The sequence below is a fragment of the Agromyces sp. NPDC057865 genome, assembly GCF_042796995.1.
In the GTDB taxonomy this organism is placed as follows: domain Bacteria; phylum Actinomycetota; class Actinomycetes; order Actinomycetales; family Microbacteriaceae; genus Agromyces.
Genome location: NZ_JBHVMJ010000003.1, coordinates 784,781 through 800,167 on the forward strand (window position 1 = coordinate 784,781; position 15,387 = coordinate 800,167).

The 15,387-nt window shown below is 72.7% G+C and carries 12 protein-coding genes and 1 tRNA gene; 9 read left to right on the forward strand and 4 right to left on the reverse strand.

Going from position 1 to position 15,387, the window contains the following annotated elements; genetic code table 11:
- The first annotated feature begins 43 nt into the window (after positions 1–43).
- The 5 genes from ACFVN5_RS16550 to ACFVN5_RS16570 are packed head-to-tail and all read left to right on the forward strand — an operon-like array spanning position 44 to position 6,151.
- The gene (locus ACFVN5_RS16550; protein ID WP_376956358.1) at positions 44–1,789 is read left to right on the forward strand and encodes a fatty acyl-AMP ligase; all 1,746 of its coding nucleotides are present in this window, start codon (positions 44–46) and stop codon (positions 1,787–1,789) included.
- Positions 1,786–3,486 carry an acyl-CoA dehydrogenase family protein gene (locus ACFVN5_RS16555; RefSeq protein ID WP_376956360.1) on the forward strand — a complete coding sequence of 567 codons (1,701 nt, stop codon included), beginning with the start codon at positions 1,786–1,788 and terminating at the stop codon, positions 3,484–3,486. The genes ACFVN5_RS16550 and ACFVN5_RS16555 overlap by 4 nt, the downstream gene beginning before the upstream one ends.
- Positions 3,483–5,186: a hypothetical protein gene (locus tag ACFVN5_RS16560; RefSeq protein ID WP_376956362.1), complete on the forward strand. Its 1,704-nt coding sequence runs from the start codon at positions 3,483–3,485 to the stop codon at positions 5,184–5,186. The genes ACFVN5_RS16555 and ACFVN5_RS16560 overlap by 4 nt, the downstream gene beginning before the upstream one ends.
- Before the next feature lie 33 nt (positions 5,187–5,219).
- Positions 5,220–5,477, forward strand: a complete 258-nt coding sequence (locus tag ACFVN5_RS16565; RefSeq protein WP_376956364.1) for an acyl carrier protein — start codon at positions 5,220–5,222, stop codon at positions 5,475–5,477.
- Positions 5,474–6,151 carry a 4'-phosphopantetheinyl transferase family protein gene (locus ACFVN5_RS16570; RefSeq protein WP_376956366.1) on the forward strand — a complete coding sequence of 226 codons (678 nt, stop codon included), beginning with the start codon at positions 5,474–5,476 and terminating at the stop codon, positions 6,149–6,151. The genes ACFVN5_RS16565 and ACFVN5_RS16570 overlap by 4 nt, the downstream gene beginning before the upstream one ends.
- Here the strand turns inward: ACFVN5_RS16570 and ACFVN5_RS16575 are convergent.
- The 3 genes from ACFVN5_RS16575 to ACFVN5_RS16585 form a co-directional block, all read right to left on the reverse strand.
- Positions 6,130–6,206 (reverse strand) — tRNA-Pro (locus tag ACFVN5_RS16575). The two genes, ACFVN5_RS16570 and ACFVN5_RS16575, sit on opposite strands and share 22 nt — an antisense overlap.
- Positions 6,207–6,264: 58 nt before the next feature.
- Positions 6,265–7,245 carry a metallophosphoesterase gene (locus tag ACFVN5_RS16580; RefSeq protein ID WP_376956368.1) on the reverse strand — a complete coding sequence of 327 codons (981 nt, stop codon included), beginning with the start codon at positions 7,243–7,245 and terminating at the stop codon, positions 6,265–6,267.
- Positions 7,242–9,803 (reverse strand): transglycosylase domain-containing protein, encoded by a 2,562-nt coding sequence (locus ACFVN5_RS16585; RefSeq protein WP_376956370.1) that lies wholly within the window; start codon positions 9,801–9,803, stop codon positions 7,242–7,244. Before ACFVN5_RS16585 ends, ACFVN5_RS16580 begins: the two co-directional genes overlap by 4 nt.
- A 161-nt stretch (positions 9,804–9,964) precedes the next feature.
- Here ACFVN5_RS16585 and ACFVN5_RS16590 point away from each other — a divergent pair, with 161 nt between their 5' ends.
- Together ACFVN5_RS16590 and ACFVN5_RS16595 are read left to right on the forward strand one after the other, a co-directional pair.
- The gene (locus ACFVN5_RS16590; protein WP_376956372.1) at positions 9,965–10,192 is read left to right on the forward strand and encodes a hypothetical protein; all 228 of its coding nucleotides are present in this window, start codon (positions 9,965–9,967) and stop codon (positions 10,190–10,192) included.
- Positions 10,192–10,662: a RidA family protein gene (locus ACFVN5_RS16595; RefSeq protein WP_376956374.1), complete on the forward strand. Its 471-nt coding sequence runs from the start codon at positions 10,192–10,194 to the stop codon at positions 10,660–10,662. The genes ACFVN5_RS16590 and ACFVN5_RS16595 overlap by 1 nt, the downstream gene beginning before the upstream one ends.
- An 82-nt stretch (positions 10,663–10,744) precedes the next feature.
- Here the strand turns inward: ACFVN5_RS16595 and acs are convergent, their stop codons facing one another.
- Positions 10,745–12,700 (reverse strand): acetate--CoA ligase, encoded by a 1,956-nt coding sequence (gene acs, locus ACFVN5_RS16600; protein ID WP_376956376.1) that lies wholly within the window; start codon positions 12,698–12,700, stop codon positions 10,745–10,747.
- A 471-nt stretch (positions 12,701–13,171) separates the two neighbouring features.
- Between acs and ACFVN5_RS16605 the strand changes: the two genes are divergently transcribed.
- Positions 13,172–14,332 carry a TadA family conjugal transfer-associated ATPase gene (locus tag ACFVN5_RS16605; protein WP_376956378.1) on the forward strand — a complete coding sequence of 387 codons (1,161 nt, stop codon included), beginning with the start codon at positions 13,172–13,174 and terminating at the stop codon, positions 14,330–14,332.
- On the forward strand, positions 14,329–15,336 hold the full coding sequence (locus tag ACFVN5_RS16610) for a type II secretion system F family protein (RefSeq protein WP_376956380.1): 1,008 nt from the start codon (positions 14,329–14,331) through the stop codon (positions 15,334–15,336). Before ACFVN5_RS16605 ends, ACFVN5_RS16610 begins: the two co-directional genes overlap by 4 nt.
- Positions 15,337–15,387: the final 51 nt, after the last annotated feature.

Consider the following 15,387-nt stretch of genomic DNA (forward strand, 5'->3'; position numbering starts at 1 on the left):
ACGCAGTGCGATCGCCCCTCGGCCGACCAGCGGAGGGACCAGCGTGACCCCGAACAGCACCTTCCTCGACGCCATGCGCGACGCGGCGGCGGCCGCCGGCGACGCGCGCGGGTTCCGGTTCTACGACAACCCGACGGAGTCGACGTTCACCTCGTACGCGGCCCTCGAACGACGGGCGATGGCGGATGCCGCGGCGCTCGCCGCCGCCGGACACACGCCGGGCGACGTGGTCGTGCTCGCCTTCGAGCCGGGGCTCGGGTTCGTCCGCGCGCTCTATGCCGTCTTCTACGCGGGACTCGTGGCGTCGCCCGTGCCGGTCGCGGCCATGCGCCGGCCCGAGGCTGCGGTACGACGGCTCGAGGCGATCGTGCGCGACGCGGGCAGCCGGCTGGTGCTCACCGAGGGGACGGCCCTCGCCCCGCTCGGCCTCGAGCCCGGTGGCGTCGTCGGGGACGCGCGGATCGCGATGCTCGGGTCGCGGGAACCGGACGGGGCGGGCGCCACGCCCTCCGAGTGGATCGCGCCGCGAATCACCTCCGACTCCCTCGCGATCCTGCAGTACACCTCGGGATCCACGGGCACGCCGAAGGGCGTGATGGTGAGCCACGGCAACCTCGTCGCCAACGAGGCCGCGATCACCGGCGCCACCGGCATCACGGCGGAGTCCCGCACCATGGGGTGGCTGCCGCACTACCACGACATGGGCCTCGTGGGGCAGCTGCTGCAGCCCATCTCGGTCGCCGCCGACAGCGTCCTCACGTCGCCGAGCCAGTTCCTGCGGCGTCCGAACCTCTGGCCGACCCTGCTCACCCGCCACCGGTCGACGCACACGGTCGGACCCGACTTCGCCTACGCGCTGTGCACGCGGCTCGTCACCGACGAACAGCTCGCGGCGCTCGACCTCTCCGCACTGGAGGGCGTGATCACCGGTGCGGAGCCGGTCCGCGCGGGCACCCTCGCGGCGTTCGCGGAGCGGTTCGCACCGGCGGGCTTCCGGGCGCGCGCGTTCATCCCCGCCTACGGCATGGCCGAGACGACGCTGCTCGTCACGGCGAGCGTGCGCGACCATGCGGTGTCGGCCGTGCATGCCGACGCCGGCGCCCTCGAGCGCGGCGAGCTGCGAGCGGCGGCGCCGGGCGAGCGCGCGGTGGAGCTCGTCTCGTGCGGACCGCCCGCCGCCGGCCACGAGGTCGCGATCGTCGACCCGCAGACGGGCGGCCGCGCCGAGCCCGACGCGATCGGCGAGATCCTCGTGCGCGGGCCGAGCGTCGCGCAGGGCTACTGGCATCGGCCGGATGCCACGGACGAGACGTTCGGTGCCGCGATCGCGGGCGAGACCGACGATCGCGCCTGGCTCCGCACCGGCGACCTCGGCGCGCTCCTCGACGGGGAGCTCGTGATCACGGGCCGCATCAAGGACCTCATCATCATCCGCGGCCGCAACCTCTACCCGCAGGACCTCGAGCACGCCGCGGCGAGCGTGCTGCCCTCGGGGTGCCTGAGCGCCGCGTTCGAGGGAACGGTGAGCCAGCCGCTCGTCGGGCTCGTCGCCGAGGTCGACACGGCGCGCGCGGCGCCCGGCGACCTCGCCGACCTCGCCGAGCGGCTCCGCCGTTCGGTCGCCGAGGAGTTCCTGCTGCCCGAGCTCGGCGTGGCGCTGATCCGCAAGGGCACGCTGCCCCGCACCACGAGCGGCAAGGTCCAGCGAGGGCTGGCCCGGTCGCTCCTGGCCGACGAGCGGCTCGCGACCGTGCACACCCTCGGCTTCGAGCGAGCGGGCGTCGGATGAGCGTCGTCACCGAGTTCGAGCGGTTCCTGGGCGACCCGCGGGACGCGGCATCCGTCATCGGCGCCGACCGGTCGGTGGCGCTCGACGAGCGCCGGGAGTTCCCGGCCGAGGCGATCGCGGCCATCGACGAGTGGGGGCTGCAGCGCTGGTACGTGCCCGAGGCGCACGGCGGCGAACTGCGCGACCTCCTCGTGCCGATGCGCATGATCCGTGCCATCGCACGACGCGATCTCACGGTCGCGGTGGCACACGGGGTGACCTTCCTCGGCGCGGTCGGCGCCTGGATCGCCGGCGGCCCGATCGCCGGGGTCATGGCCGGGCTCGTGCTCGACGGCGGACCCGTGTCGTGGGGCCTCACCGAGCGCGGGCGCGGATCCGACCTCTCGAGCACCGCCAGCACGGCCGCCATCGGCGACCGCGTCGTGCTCGACGGCGAGAAGTGGCCCATCAACAACGCGACCCGCGGCCGGGCGATGACCCTGCTCGTCCGCAGCTCCGACCAGCCCGGCCCGCGCGCGCTCTCGCTCGTGCTGCTCGACAAGCGCCGCGTCGACGAGGGCACGCTGCGCACTCTGCCGAAGGTCGCCACGCACGGCACGCGGGGCGCCGACATCAGCGGACTCGCCCTGCGGAGCGCGACGGTCGACGCCGACCAGCTCATCGGCGAGCCGGGCCACGGCCTCGAGACCGTGCTGAAGAGCCTGCAGCTCACCCGCCCGCTCACGACGCCGCTCTCGGTCGGTGCGGCCGACCACGTCGTCGACGTGGCCCTGCGGTTCGCGCTCGAGCACCGCATCGCGGGGCGCCGCGTCGCCGACCTTCCGTCCGCGCGGGCGACGCTCGGCACCGCGATCGCCGACCAGCTCTTCGCCGAGTCGGTGATGGTCGCCGCCGCACGGGAGATGCACCACGCGACGCACGAGATGGCGCTCGTGAGCTCGCTCGCGAAGTTCCTCGTGCCGTCGACCGTCGATCGGCTGGTGCGCGACGTCACGCCGCTGCTCGGGCCGTGGGCGCAGGCGCTCGGCGTCGACGGGGCGGGAGAGTTCCAGAAGGTCGCGCGCGACAACCGCGTGGTGGGCATCTTCGACGGCAACTCGATGGTCAACCTCAACATGATCGTCAACGAGTTCGGCACGATCTCCCGACCCGACGAGCCGGCGGATGCCGCGGCGCTCGTCGACTCGTTCCGGCACGATGCGGCGCCCGACGGGTGGCTCGATCCGACCAGCCTCCGTCTCGTCACGCGGCGCGGCTCCCGGCTCCTCCGCGCGCTCCCCGGCCTCGTCGAGCTCCTCGCGAGCGGCGGCGCGGGGACGGGTACGAGGTCTGGCACGGGCCCCGTCGTCGTGGTGGCGCGGCGCATCGCGGACGAGTACGAGCGGGTGGTCGTCGAGGCCGGCGCCGCGCCGCGGGAGGCGATGCCGAGCGCGCGGTCGTTCGAGCTCGCCGAGCGCGTCGCCCTGTGCTTCGGCGCGTCGTGCGCGATCGCGGTCGGGCTCGCCGCCGCTGACGCCGGCAGCGCGGCATCCGATGCCCGCCTGCTCGCCGTGCTGGAACGTCTTGCGATGCGGCTCGGGCTCATCGACCAGGTCGCGGCGAGCGAGTCGGCCACCCGGCTCGCCGGACTCGCGCTCGAAGCCGCGCACGCCGGCTCCCGCGTCTCGGTGCTCGACGGATGGACGGGAGCCGCATGAGCCTCGACCGCCTCGACGCCGCGCCGAGCGTCGCTCCCATGCCCGACGGCCTCGACGTGATGTTCGGCGACCCTCGCGAACCCGGTCCGTTCGCCCACACCGCGATCGTCGCCGACGACGAAGCCCGCCGAGTGAGCGACCTCGCGGGGCCGCTGCTCGACGAGTGGGACGCGGCTGCGGACGCCGTGCCGGTCGCCCTCGGCGGACGCTGGGGCTCCACCGAGGAACTCGTGCGACGCTGGCGACCGGTGTTCCGACGCGACCCGGCGCTCGGCCTCGCGCACGGGCTCTCGACGTTCGCCGCCGCGCTGCCGGTCTGGATCGCCGGCGACGAGTCGCAGCGGACCGAGGTCGCGGCGCGACTCCTGCGAGGCGAGCGCCTGGCCGCCACGCCGTCGGCCTTCCTCGGCGACGCCCAGGGCGAGGGCGTGGGCTGCGCCGCCGACCTCTACGGCGACCGCTGGCTCGTGCGCGGCGTGCAGCGCTTCGTCGACGACGCCGACCGGGCCGGGTCGATGCTCGTCGTCGCGCGGACCTCCGCCGAGCCGGGTCCGGGCAGTCGGTCGCTGCTGCTCTGGCACGCGGATGCCGCGACCCGCCCCGCGGTCGACGTCTCGCAGCGCGTGGCGACCGGCGGCCTCCGCGGACTCCGCGTCGGGAACGTCACGTTCGACGGCCTGCCCGTGCCCGTCGATCGCACGATCGGAACCCGGGGGAGCGCCGCCGCGACCATCGGCGCCGCGGAGCAGGTGACGCGGGCCGTGATCCCGGCCCTCGCGGTCGCGACCGTCGGCGCCTCGGTCGAGCTCGCCGCGCGCTACGGCGCCGAGCGGTCGCTCTACGGCGGCTCGGTGCTCGACCTCCCGCAGTCCCGCGCACTCCTGGCCGGTGCGGTCGCCGACCTCCTCGTCGCGGACGCGTTCGCCTCGGTCGCGGTGCGCGCCCTGCACGTCGCACCGAAGGCCTGCCGCGTGCTCACGGCCCTCTCGGGAGTGGTGGTCATGGAGCTGCTGTCCTCGGCGATGCAGGACCTCTCGGTGCTCTTCGGCTCCACGTTCTACGCCCGGGTCGCCCCCTATGACGTGTTCGAGAAGCTCCTCCGCGACGTCGGCGCGCTCACCGTGCGCAACGACAGCCCCACCGAACTGCTCGGTGCCGCGCTCGCGCATCTGCCCGCGTGGTTCGAGCGCGCGCGCGACGGCGGCGCCGATCCCGCCCTGTTCCGGCTCGGCGCACCGCTCGCCCCGATCCGACTCGACCGGCTCGCGTCGCGGAACGGTTCGGGGGACCCGGTCGGCGCCGCACTGGACGATCCGGCGGTGCGTGCGGCGTTCGCGCCGGGCAGCGCCGAGCTCGCGACGCTCGAGCGCCTCGCCGACACGGTCGCCGCGCTCCGCCGGGAGGTCGCGGCACTGGCGCCGACGCAGGCGGGCGCGGATGCCGCGCCGTCGACGCTCGCCGTCGCGCACCGCGTCGCGCTCGCGCTGGCCGCCGCCGCGTTCGCGGGTGTCGGCGCCGAGGCCGACGAGGCCTCCGCCGCGGCGGACCCCGGGATCCGCGAGGCGTGCCTGCGTCGCGTCGAGGACCGGCTCGCGGGACGCGTGCGCCCCCTCGAGCCCCACCTGGTGGAGCGCCTCGTGGCGTACGCCGAGGATCGGACCGCACGCGGCATCCGACTCGACCTGTCGGCCGCCGAATGACCACGCCCACTCGGGCGAAGGAAGGAGACACCCATGACCACCACGGATGCCGCGACGATCGAGGCCTGGCTCGAGGGCCGGGTCGTCGCCTACGGCAAGGTCGAGGCCGACTCGTTCACGGCCGACACCCCGCTCGCGGAGCTCGGGCTCGACTCGGTGTACGCGCTGACCCTGTGCGGTGACATCGAGGATGCGTTCGACCTCGAGGTCGACCCGACGATCGTCTGGGACCACCCGACGATCCGGTCGCTCGCGCACGGGATCTCGGAACGGCTCACCGCCGCCGCGTGAACGTGCCGACGACCGCGCTCGCCGTCACCGTCGCGTCCGTCGACGGGGTCACCGCCACCGGCGTGCATTGGCGGATGGGGTCGTGGCGTACGGCGGGCGACGTGCGCGGCCGGCACGAGCTCGCACGGCGCTGGGCCCGCGAGCTCGTGACCGGGCGCCTCGGGCGCGACTGGGAGGGGTTCGCGCCCCGCGAGCCCGGGCGCAAGCCGCGCCTGCTCGCATCGCCCGGCGTCGACGTGAGCATCTCCCACGGCGACGACACGCTCCTCGTCGCGGTCGTCGGGTCGGGGCTGGTGGGCGCCGACGTCGAGGACGAGCCGTTCACGGCGTTCGACGCGCCGTCGCTGATTCGCCGGATGTGCTCGCCCGCCGAGCTCACGGAGCTTGCGGCGCTCGCCGGGCGCGACGTGCCGTGGGCGCTGCGGCGCCGCGTCCTCGCCGGAGCGTGGACCGTCAAGGAGGCGAGGCTGAAGGCCCGCGGCGTCGGGCTTGCGGAGGACCCGCGGTCGGTCGAGGTGGACCTCGCCGGCCTTGCCGCCGGCGCAGCGGCATCCGGGCCGGCGGTCGCGATCGTGCACCTCGTCGACGGGCGGGCCGTCGTCGAGCACCCCGGGAACGACGAAGCCCCCTCCGCATGGGAGGGGGCTCCTGGTGGTCGGGGTGACAGGATTTGAACCTGCGACCTCTTCGTCCCGAACGAAGCGCGCTACCAAGCTGCGCCACACCCCGGTGCCCTCTCGGGCCTCAACAAGGATAGCCGAAAAAACGCGGCCGCCCGACCATGCGCCTACTCGGCGGGGACGAGCGTGAGCAGCGTCGCCTCGGGCGGGCAGGCGAAGCGCACCGGCGCGTAGATCGACGTGCCGAGGCCCGCCGACACGTTGAGGTACGCCGTGCGCAGCCCGTGCCGCCAGAGGCTCAGGCCCTTGACCTGCTGCCGCGGGATGTCGCAGTTCGTGACGAGGGCGCCGAAGCCCGGCACGCACACCTGTCCGCCATGCGTGTGGCCGGCCAGCATGAGCTGTGCGCCGTGGTTCACGAACGAGTTGAGCACCCGCTGGTACGGCGCGTGGGCGACGCCCACGGTGACGGTCGGCCGACGCTCGCCGACGACGGATGCCGCATCGGGCCACAGCTCGTCGCCGAGCGGGTCGTCGGCGCGCAGCTCGTCGATCGCCGCCGTGATGAGGTCGAGACGGTCGTATCCGCGGTGCGGATCGTCGACGCCGAAGAACTCGAAGTGCGTGCCGCGCAGGTCGAGGCTCGTCGCGGTGTTGTCGAGGTCGCGCCACCCGAGCTCCGCGAAGTAGGCGTGCAGCCCCTCGATGTCGAGCCGCTTCGCCCGCTGCACGACGCCCGACGGGCCGCCGAAGTAGGTGAACGGGTTCTTGAGCGCGGGACCGAAGTAATCGTTCGAGCCGTTCACGAACACGCCGGGGATGCCCGCGAACGCGTCGAACGCGCGACGGATGCCGTCGAGGCCGCGCTCATGGCCGAGGTTGTCGCCCGTGTCCACGATGAGGTCGGGCTCGAGCGCCGCGAGCGAGCGGACCCACTCCTGCTTCTCGCGCTGCCACGGCGCCATGTGCAGGTCGGAGAGATGCAGTACCCGGATCGGCTCGGCGCCGGCCGGGAGCACCGGGACGTCGGCCCGACGCAGCGTCCACCGCGTACGCTCGACGAGCGAACCCCATGCGAACGCGGCGGCGCCCGCCGCGCCGATCGCAATGGCGATCCGCGCGGCGGGCGTCAGCGGGCGGGGGCTCAATCGTTCCCCGGCGTGTTGTTGCCGCCGCCACCTGAGTTGTCGAACTGGACCGTGACCTCGTCGCCCCGTTTGGCAGCCGTGTTCGGCGCGGGGTTCTGGCTCGCGACCGTGCTGGTCGGATTGCCTCCTCCGCCCTTCATCTTCAAGCCTGCGGCATCGAGCGCGGCCTTGGCCTCGAGGGCGTTCATGCCGGTGAGATCGGGAACCGTCGTGCCGTTGCCCGTGCTCGTGAACACGCGGATCGTCGAGCCCTTGCCGGCCTGCCCGGACGGGTCGGTTCCAGCGACCGTTCCGGCCGGCTGGTTCGAATCCTGCTGGCCGCCGTCCTCGACGACGAACCCTTCGGCCTCGAGCGCCGCCTTCGCCTGGTCGAAGGCGAGCCCGGCGACCTGCGGCACGTCGACGAGCACCTGCTTGAATGCCGACTCGTCGGGCTCGGGGAAGTCATCGCCGCCGTACTTCGCGTCCGCGAGCTCCATGATCGCCGGCCAGATGCGGTGTCGCGCGGTCGCGGCGCTGCCGGAGTCGAAACTCGTGTTGCGCAGGTTGGTGCGGTTGTCACCGCCGGTCACGTTGCCGACCCACACTGCCGTGGCCACCTTCGTGCTCGCCCCGATCATCCAGGTGTCGAAGGCGTTGTCGGTGGTACCGGTCTTGCCGATGTGCTCGATCCCGGTGCCCGGGTCGGACGCCGTCGCGGTCCCGCCGCCGGCGAAGGTCTGCTGCATGGCGTACTCCATCGCATGCGCGACCTCGGGTGTCACCGACTGCGTGCACGTGGAGGGCGGCGCGGCGACTTCCTCGCCGTTGCCCTTCACGATCTTGTCGATGGCGATGGGCGTGCAGGTGAGGCCGTTGTTGGCGATGCCGGCGAATGCCGCCGCCATGGTCACGGGGGCGACCTCCTGGGTGCCCAGCACGTCGGAGGGGTTCATGCCGAGTTCGCCACCGTCGGCGCGGTGCACGCCGAACGCCTGGGCGGTCTGCTTGAGCTTGCAGAGGTCGAGCTGCGAGGCCATCGCGACGAAGCTCGAGTTCACCGACCACGCCGTCGCATCCACCGCATTGTTCGCGATGCGGCCGTCGTCGTTGCGGGGGTTCCACGCCGGGCTCACGCTGAACGTGCCGCCCTCGCAGCTGTTGGTGAACGTCGAGAACGGGCGGCGGCTGCCGTTGAACGTCTCGCGCAGCGAGTGGCCCTCGTTCAGCCACTCGGCGAGCGTGAACACCTTGTACGTCGATCCGGGCTGGAACCCGGCCGAGCCGCCGTAGTCCTGGTCGGTGCTGTAGTTGATCGAGGTGTACTCGGGGCTCGTCGCCGCGACCTCGGGATCCTCGGTGAACTTCTTGTTCTGCGCCATGAAGAGCACGCGGCCCGTGCCCGGCTGCACGCCCACGGCCACCGAGCCCACGTCGAAGCGCGGATCCACGAACGGCACGTTCTGCGCCACCGCCGTCTCGGCACGGTTCTGCAGTTCGAGGTCGAGCGTCGTATAGACCTGGAGGCCCTCGGTCTGCAGGAGCTGGCGTCCTTCGTTGACCTCGGTGTTCGGGTCGTCGTAGTAGTTCAGGATGATGTTCTTGACGTAGTCGCAGAAGTACGCGCTGCCCGCGGCGGTCACACAGCCCGTGCTGGGCTCGTGGATCGCGGGGACGACCGGCTCCGCGATCGCGGCGTCGTGCTCCTCCTGCGTGATCTTCCCGCCCTTGAGCATCTCGTCGAGGATGTAGTCGCGGCGCTCCTTGTTGGCCGCGTACGGCTCGGGCTCGCCCTTGTCGTTCACCGTGGCGGCGCCGTTGTCCTCGCTGTCGGGCTGGTCGAGGCGGAACTTCTCGGGGTGGTTGACGATGGCGATGAGGCTCGCGGCCTGCGCGAGCGTGACGTTCGCCGCCGTCGTGCCGTAGTAGTACTGCGCTGCCGACTCGATGCCGTAGACGCGGCCGCCGAAGGCGGCGATGTTCAGGTAGCCCTTGAGGATGTCGTCCTTCGAGAACTTCTTCTCGAGGGCGATCGCGTAGCGCATCTCCTTGAGCTTGCGCTCGGGGGACGTCTCGGTCGCGGCCTCGTACGCCGCCTCCTTGTCCTCCTCGGTGGTCGCCTCGCGCACGCCGTTGTTGATGAGCACGTTCTTCACGTACTGCTGCGTGATCGAGGAACCGCCCTGCACGTCCTTGTTCAGGATGTAGGTGCTGACCGCACCGCGGATGGTGCCCTGGATGTCCACCCCGCCGTGCTCGTAGAACCGCGGGTCCTCACCGGAGACGGCGGCGTCCTTCACGTACTGGCTGATCCCGTCCCAGCCGACCTCCTCGCGGTTCTCGTCGAAGAACGACGCGAGGAGTGCCTGCGAACCGTCGGGCTGGGTGGCGTAGATGTCCGTCTTCTGCGAAAGATCGTCGATCTCGAGGTAGCCGGGGAGGTTCTCGAACATGGAGATGCCGTTGTTGGCGGCCATGCCGGTCACGGCGAGTGCCGGGGTCACCGCAGCGGTGACGAGAACGCCGGCGAGAGCGCTGAGGCCGACGAAGCCGAGGATCCCGGTGCCGACGTCGCTCATCGTACGTTTTTGGGCAGACATATAGTGGAGCTTAACAAAGAAGGCTGGCAAAACCCGCTATGCGGGCCGCCGGTCGCATTCGCCTGCCGACACGCCGGTCTCCGCCGGATCCGTCGCGCATCGAAGCCCATTCCGCCCCAGCATCAGAGACGAGGAATCGCATGCCGGCCTGGGAGTACATCACCACCCCGCTGCTCATCCACAACACCGCGGCCATCCTGAACAACTGGGGATCCGAGGGCTGGGAGCTCGTGCAGGTCGTGCAGGGGCCCGAGGGCGGCCTCGTGGCGTACCTGAAGCGTCCCGTCGGCGGCGAGTCGTCCGTCGCGGCATCCGCCGGCGCCGCCGCAGCCGCCCAGGCGGCCAAGCAGTTCGAGGGGGAGGCCTGATGGCCGCCGTCGAGGCGCGGCTCGCCGAGCTCGGCATCGAGCTCCCCGAGGTCGCCCCGCCCGTGGCCGCCTACGTGCCCGCGATCGTCAGCGGCTCCTACGTCTACACGTCGGGCCAGCTCCCGTTCACGGCGGGCGCCCTGCCTGCGACGGGCAAGGTCGGCGACGGGCACGGGCTCGTCCCCGCCGACGACGCGAAAGAGTACGCCCGCACGTGCGCGCTCAATGCGCTCGCGGCGGTGCGCGCCGAGCTCGGCTCGCTCGACCGCATCACGCGCGTCGTGAAGCTCGTGGGCTTCGTGGCATCCGACCCGTCGTTCACCGGCCAGCCGGGCGTGATCAACGGCGCATCCGAGTTCCTCGGCGAGGTCTTCGGCGAGGCCGGGCGGCACGCACGCTCCGCGGTCGGCGTGGCGGTCCTGCCGCTCGACGCGCCCGTCGAGGTGGAGCTCATCGTCGAGTTCGCGTAGTCGCGCGGGCGCACGTACCTGAGAAGACGGATGCCGCGGCGGGAATGCTCCCGGCCGCGGCATCCGTGTCTCTTGACTCAGGTCACTGCACCTGGCGCGTGATCGCGGTCATGACCGACGTGTCGGCGAGCGTCGTCGTGTCGCCGACCTGCCGGCCCTCGGCGAGGTCGCGCAGCAGGCGCCGCATGATCTTGCCCGAGCGGGTCTTCGGCAGCTCGTTGACGATGAAGACCTGACGCGGGCGGGCGATCGCGCCGATCTGGGTCGCGACGTGCTTGCGCAGCTCCTCGGACGCGACGGCGGGATCGTCGATGTGCGAGACCTGGCTCGCCTTGAGGATGACGAACGCCACGACCGCCTGGCCGGTGGTCTCGTCGGACGCGCCGACGACCGCGGCCTCGGCCGTGTAGGGGTGCGCGACGAGCGACGACTCGATCTCGGCGGTCGACAGGCGGTGCCCTGAGACGTTCATGACGTCGTCGACCCGGCCGAGCAGCCAGATGTCGCCGTCCTCGTCGCGACGTGCGCCGTCGCCGGCGAAGTACTTGTCGCCGAACTTCTCCCAGTACGTCTCCTTGAACCGCTCGGGGTCGCCCCAGATGCCGCGCAGCATCGACGGCCACGGCTCGGTGATGACGAGCAGGCCGCCGCCCTCGCCCTCGACCGACTCGCCCTCGTCCGAGAGGATGTCGACCGTTATGCCCGGGATCGGGACCTGGGCGCTGCCCGGCTTGAGGTCGGTGACGCCCGGCAGCGCCGAGATCATGATGGCGCCCGTCTCGGTCTGCCACCACGTGTCGACCACGGGGATGGAGCCGCCGCCGATGACGTGGCGGTACCAGATCCACGCCTCGGGGTTGATCGGCTCGCCGACCGAGCCGAGCAGGCGCAGGGAGCGCAGGTTGAACTCGTGCGGGATCTGCCGGCCCAGCTTCATGAACGAGCGGATGGCGGTGGGCGCCGTGTAGAGGATGGTGACGCCGTACTTCTCGACGATCTCCCACCAGCGGCCGGGATGCGGCGTGTCGGGAGTGCCCTCGTAGAGCACCTGGGTCGCGCCGTTGGCGAGCGGACCGTACACGACGTAGGAGTGGCCGGTGATCCAGCCGACGTCGGCCGTGCACCAGTACACGTCGCGCTCGGGGTGGAGGTCGAACACGTTCTTGTGCGTGAACGCCGCCTGCGTGAGGTACCCGCCCGAGGTGTGCAGGATGCCCTTCGGCTTCCCGGTCGTGCCCGACGTGTAGAGGATGAACAGCGGGTGCTCCGCGCCGAACGCCTTCGGCTCGTGCTCGCCCGACGCCTGCGCCACCGTGTCGTGCCACCAGTGGTCGCGGCCGTCGACCCAGTCGACGTCGTTCTCGCCGCGGCGCACCACGAGCACGTTCCGCACCGTGTCGCCCTCGGCCTTCTGGAGCGCCTCGTCGACGACGGGCTTCAGGGGGAACACCTTGCCCTTGCGCCAGCCGCCGTCGGCGGTGATGACGACGGATGCCTCGGCGTCGTCGATGCGCGAGGCGAGGCTGTCGGCGCTGAAGCCGCCGAAGACGACCGAGTGCACGGCGCCGATGCGGGCGACCGCGAGCATCGCGACGACGGCCTCGGGGATCATGGGCAGGTAGATGGCGACGCGGTCGCCCTCGCCGACGCCGAGGTCGGTCAGCACGTTCGCGGCGCGCTTCACCTCGTCGGTGAGCTCGGCGTAGGTGACGTCGCGGGAGTCGCCGGGCTCGCCCTCCCAATGGAGCGCGACGCGGTCGCCGATGCCGGCGGCCACGTGGCGGTCGAGGCAGTTGACGGCGACGTTGAGCTCGCCGTCGTCGAACCACTTCGCGAACGGCGGGTTCGACCAGTCGAGCGTGCGGGTGAAGGGCTTCTCCCACTGGAGGAGCTCGCGGGCCTGGTCGGCCCAGAAGCCGAGGCGGTCGGCCGCGGCTGCTTCGTAGAGGCGTTCGTCGGCGACGGCCTGGGCGGCGAACTCGGGGCTCGGGCGGAAGCGCCTGATCTCCTCGAGCGCGTGATCGATCTGAACGGTCATGTTCTCCGGTCGCTCCTTCGCGATTGGTGCATCGGTTGGGTCGCCTGCCCCACCAGCACATTACCTCCCGTCGCCGAGCACCTCGTAACGGGTGGGTCACGCCGGGTCGAATGCTCTTCCGAGCGCGGATGGGAGCGGTTACTGTGCCTTTGCGCAGAGAAATCTGTACGTCCGCACAAATGGGGACAAATAATGCTTGCGCATCCTTCCTGAGGCCATACACTGGGTACCGCCCGAACACTCGTTTCGAGGCCTGCAGCGCTCGTGATTCCCCCCAATCCTTGCGCTGCCGAGGCGGCACCTGTTCCCCCCAATGGGTGCCGCCCCCTTTCGTTAAGGGCACCGCTCCGCATCCGTGCGGGAGCGATGCATCCGGAACGAGTCCTCCTCCACAACGACGTGGGGGAGGCTCCTTTCCCCATCAGCCTCCGGCGTGGCCCCGCGTCGTGACGCCGACCGTACGGTCGTCGCATGACCACCCCGTTCGTCGCGACGCCGTCCTGGCTCCGGTCGCCTGCGCCCGAGGCTGCGGATGCCGCGGGCGTCGGCGCCTCGGATGCGGCGGGCGTCGGCGCAGCGTCGCGCTCATGGGCCGCGGCGGCTGCTGATGCGGCCGGCCCCGTTGCTCTGGTTCTCGATTCCGCCGGCACGGATGCCACGGCGGGCCCCGACGGCGCCGCGCTCGCCGCGCGCATGGGCTCACGCGGCGTGCCCGATCTCTCGTTCCTCGGGCCGCTCGCGCCGTTCGCCGCCGCCGGCCCCGTGACCGACCTCTTCGTGAACGGCGACCGCGGGCTCTGGATCGACCGCGGCTCCGGTGCCGAGCGGGAGCCCGCGTGGACGGCCGACGAGCCCGAGGTGCGCGCGCTCGCGATCCGGCTCATCGCGCGCGGCGGCCGTCACATCGACGAGGCGACGCCCGCGGTCGACGTGCGGCTGGGCGGCGGCGTCCGGGTGCACGCCGTGCTGCCGCCCGTCTCCACGCGCGGCACGGTCATCTCAGTCCGGGTGCCGCGCGTCGCGGGCTTCCCGCTCCGCGCACTCGCCGCGGCCGGCATGCTCGACGCCGCCCAGGAGGCGATGCTGCGCGACGCCGTCGCGAGACGGCGCAACCTGCTCGTCACCGGTGCGGCCGGCGCGGGCAAGACCACGCTGCTCGCCGCGCTCCTGTCGGGGGCCGACCCCCGCGACCGGATCGTGCTCATCGAGGACGTCGCCGAGCTGGCGGTCGACCATCCGCACGTGGTGTCGCTCGAGGCGCGGCAGGCGAACCTCGAGGGCACCGGCCGGCTCGGGCTCGACGCGCTGCTGCGCGAGGCGCTCCGGATGCGCCCCGATCGCCTGGTCGTGGGGGAGTGCCGCGGCGTCGAACTGCGCGAGCTCCTGTCCGCCCTCAACACCGGTCACGACGGCGGTGCGGGCACGCTGCACGCGAACTCCCTAGACGACGTGCCCGCGCGGCTCGAGGCCCTCGGGTCCGCGGCCGGCCTCGATGCCCATGCGGTCGCGCGGCAGGCCGTGAGCGCGTTCGACCTCGTGCTGCACGTCGAGCGCGTCGACGGCCGCCGACGGCTGGCGGGCATCGGCCGCTTCGCCATGCGCGACGGGCGCCTGGCGGTGGTGGCGCAGTGACGGCCGCCCGAAGGCTTCGAGCCCGCCTCGCGTCGTGGCGACGTCGGCGCCCCGACGCGGCCGCCGAGCTCGACGCCGTCGCGGCGATCGCCGAGCGGCTCGCCGTGCTCCTGTCGGCCGGCGTGCCGGCGACCGTCGCGTGGTCGCACGTCGACGTCGCGCCCGTGGCCGGCCCAGGCGCTCGTGAGCTCGACCGTGACGAGGACGCGGTCGTGCTGCGCGCGGTCGCTGCGGCGGCCGCCGACGGGGAGTCCGTGCCGGCCGCGATCGCCGCCGCACGGGCCGCGGCGACGCGCACGTCGGTGCGATGGGCGCTCCTCGGTGCCGCCTGGGAGGTCGCGGTCGAGTCGGGCGCGCCGCTGGCATCGGGCCTGCGCGAGCTGGCCGGTGCGCTGCGTGACGAGGCGCAGCTCCGTCGCGAGGTCGGCAGCGCGCTCGCGGGGCCGGTCTCGAGCGCCCGGCTCGTGCTGGCGCTGCCGCTCATCGCCGTCGTGTTCGGCGCGGCGTTCGGATTCGACACGGTCGCCGTCCTGTTCGGCAATCCGGTCGGCATCGCCTGCGTCGTCCTCGGCGGCGGGCTGCTCTGGGCCGGCCGTCGCTGGAGCCGGCGGCTCGTGGCGACGGCGACCTCATCGGAGGCGGAACGCGGGCTCGAGCTCGAGCTCGTGGCCATGGCGATGTCGGGCGGCGCCTCGGTCGAGCGCGCCCGTGCGATCGTCCGCGACGCGCTCGCGCCCGTCGGCACGACCGAGTCCGACGCGTCCGATGTCGACGGCGTGATCGCCGTGGCCGCGCGGGCGGGCGCGCCCGTCGCCGAACTCCTCCGCGCCGAGGCCGCTCGGCGGCGACGCACGGCCCGAGCGGACGGCGCGGCCAGGGCCGCGGCACTCGGCGTGCGCCTGATGCTGCCGCTCGGCGCCTGCGTGCTGCCCGCCTTCGTGCTGCTCGGCGTCGTGCCGCTCATCGTCTCCGTCCTGACCGGCACCCTCGGCGGTGCCGCATGACCATCCCGACTCGTGCCGCCCGCCCGCCGGCCATCCGGCGCCAGAAGGAAG